Genomic DNA, 1,447 nt, shown 5'->3' with positions numbered 1-1,447 from the left:
AGCAATCCTGGGTGGATGAGATAGCCCGGGGCAGATTTTCCATCCTGGTCGGGATGGGCCAGCAGCACACAGCGATCTTGAGGGGTGAGGTTAAACCCGGCAGAGGGATCAGGCTCTCTTTTCAGTTGAGAGTTGAGTTGGGGATCCCCGACAAACGTTAGTTGGGCCAACAGAGTTAACAGCCGGTCTTGGTGGGCCAGATCCGCCCCAAAAGCAGTCCGCTCCTGCAAGGTGGCCAGCGCCACAGGATAGCCTTCTCGAATCAAATAGGTGAGGATCCCGGCACAGCGCTCTACGGCCCGCTCCAGCTTGTTGCGATGGGCTTCAGGGCTTTCTCCCCGCGGCTGCCAGCGATTTTCAAAACAGAGGACGATGGCCTGGGAACGGGGGCGCTCCAGCTCCCGCACAACCAGTTGATCCCGTTTGGCCGAGATCTTCCAGTGCACCGAGCGCACATCATCTTGGGGACGATAAGGCCGCAGGCTAAGGTAGTCCCCCTCCTGGCCGGCCTGAGGGCGCAACTGGCTACCGCCGCTCAATTGTTCCCACAGCAACAGGTTTTGGACAGGGGCAGGCCGAGGAAACACAATCACCGTCTGCGGGTCCTCGATTTCCACTGCCTTGCGGAAGAGTTCAAAGGGAAAGCTGGTGGCAATCTCAAAACCCTGCAACTGCCACACCCCTCGCCTTGAAAAGGTGTGTTGATAGAAAGTCTCCACCCTGCTGCCGGGATCCAGCCGCAGCACATAGCTGGAAGGCCAGTCCGTCTGCCTCAACCCCTCGATGCGTTCGCTCACCTGCAGCGAAAAACTGGGCAGGTGTCGCTTGCGATTGACCAGCGTCAGCCCCACCAAGACCGGCTGGCCGGCAAAGATGCGGCTGGGCAACCGCCGGCTCACCTCCAGATCTTTGAGGGTGAGCTCGGAGAGGAGGCCGCTGAGGAGAATGAGGCTAAGCAGCATCCCCAGCACCAGGTATAGGGGATTGTTGCCGGTGTTGAAGGCGGCAATACTCACCAGGAGGGTGATCCCGACAAACCGACCCCCGATGCGGGTAAAGCGGAAGCGGCGCAGAAAACGAACCCGCTGCCTCAACTGGGGAGAGCGGATCCCCAACTTCCACCGCCACCGCAAGGATTGGAAGAGTTGAAATGCTGCTTGGCTAAGTTTTGGTAACACTGGCATCCCTTCTCCGCCGCCCTGTGCCGCCAACTCTTGCCCCTCAACCCTCCGCTGGAGTTAGGGGGAGTACTGGACATTCTCAAACATTGAGCTACGCGATAGGGCAAGTCCCGCAAATAAGTTGCTCGTTACTGGTCGGATCCTTCCTGCCATTCGCGTCAGCAGGACGGAGTCCTTTCGAGGCGGAATCGGGACAGTTGCGGTGGCACAGCAGTTACAGGCTAGCGATGGTGCTCTGGGGTTTTTCCTCAGACCTTTGAGGGATC

General features: G+C 59.1%; 1 protein-coding gene. It reads right to left on the bottom strand.

Annotated features, from left to right (window positions below; all coding sequences use genetic code 11):
• On the bottom strand, positions 1 to 1,133 hold a 1,133-nt coding region (locus NW852_RS01600), incomplete at its 3' end, for a DUF58 domain-containing protein (protein WP_414426413.1).
• Positions 1,134 to 1,447: the final 314 nt, after the last annotated feature.

The sequence above is a fragment of the Synechococcus sp. H60.1 genome (genome assembly GCF_047462335.1).
Classification (GTDB): Bacteria; Cyanobacteriota; Cyanobacteriia; order Thermostichales; family Thermostichaceae; genus Thermostichus.
Note: the sequence above shows the minus strand (reverse complement) of the source record. Positions and strands in the feature narration are given on the sequence as shown.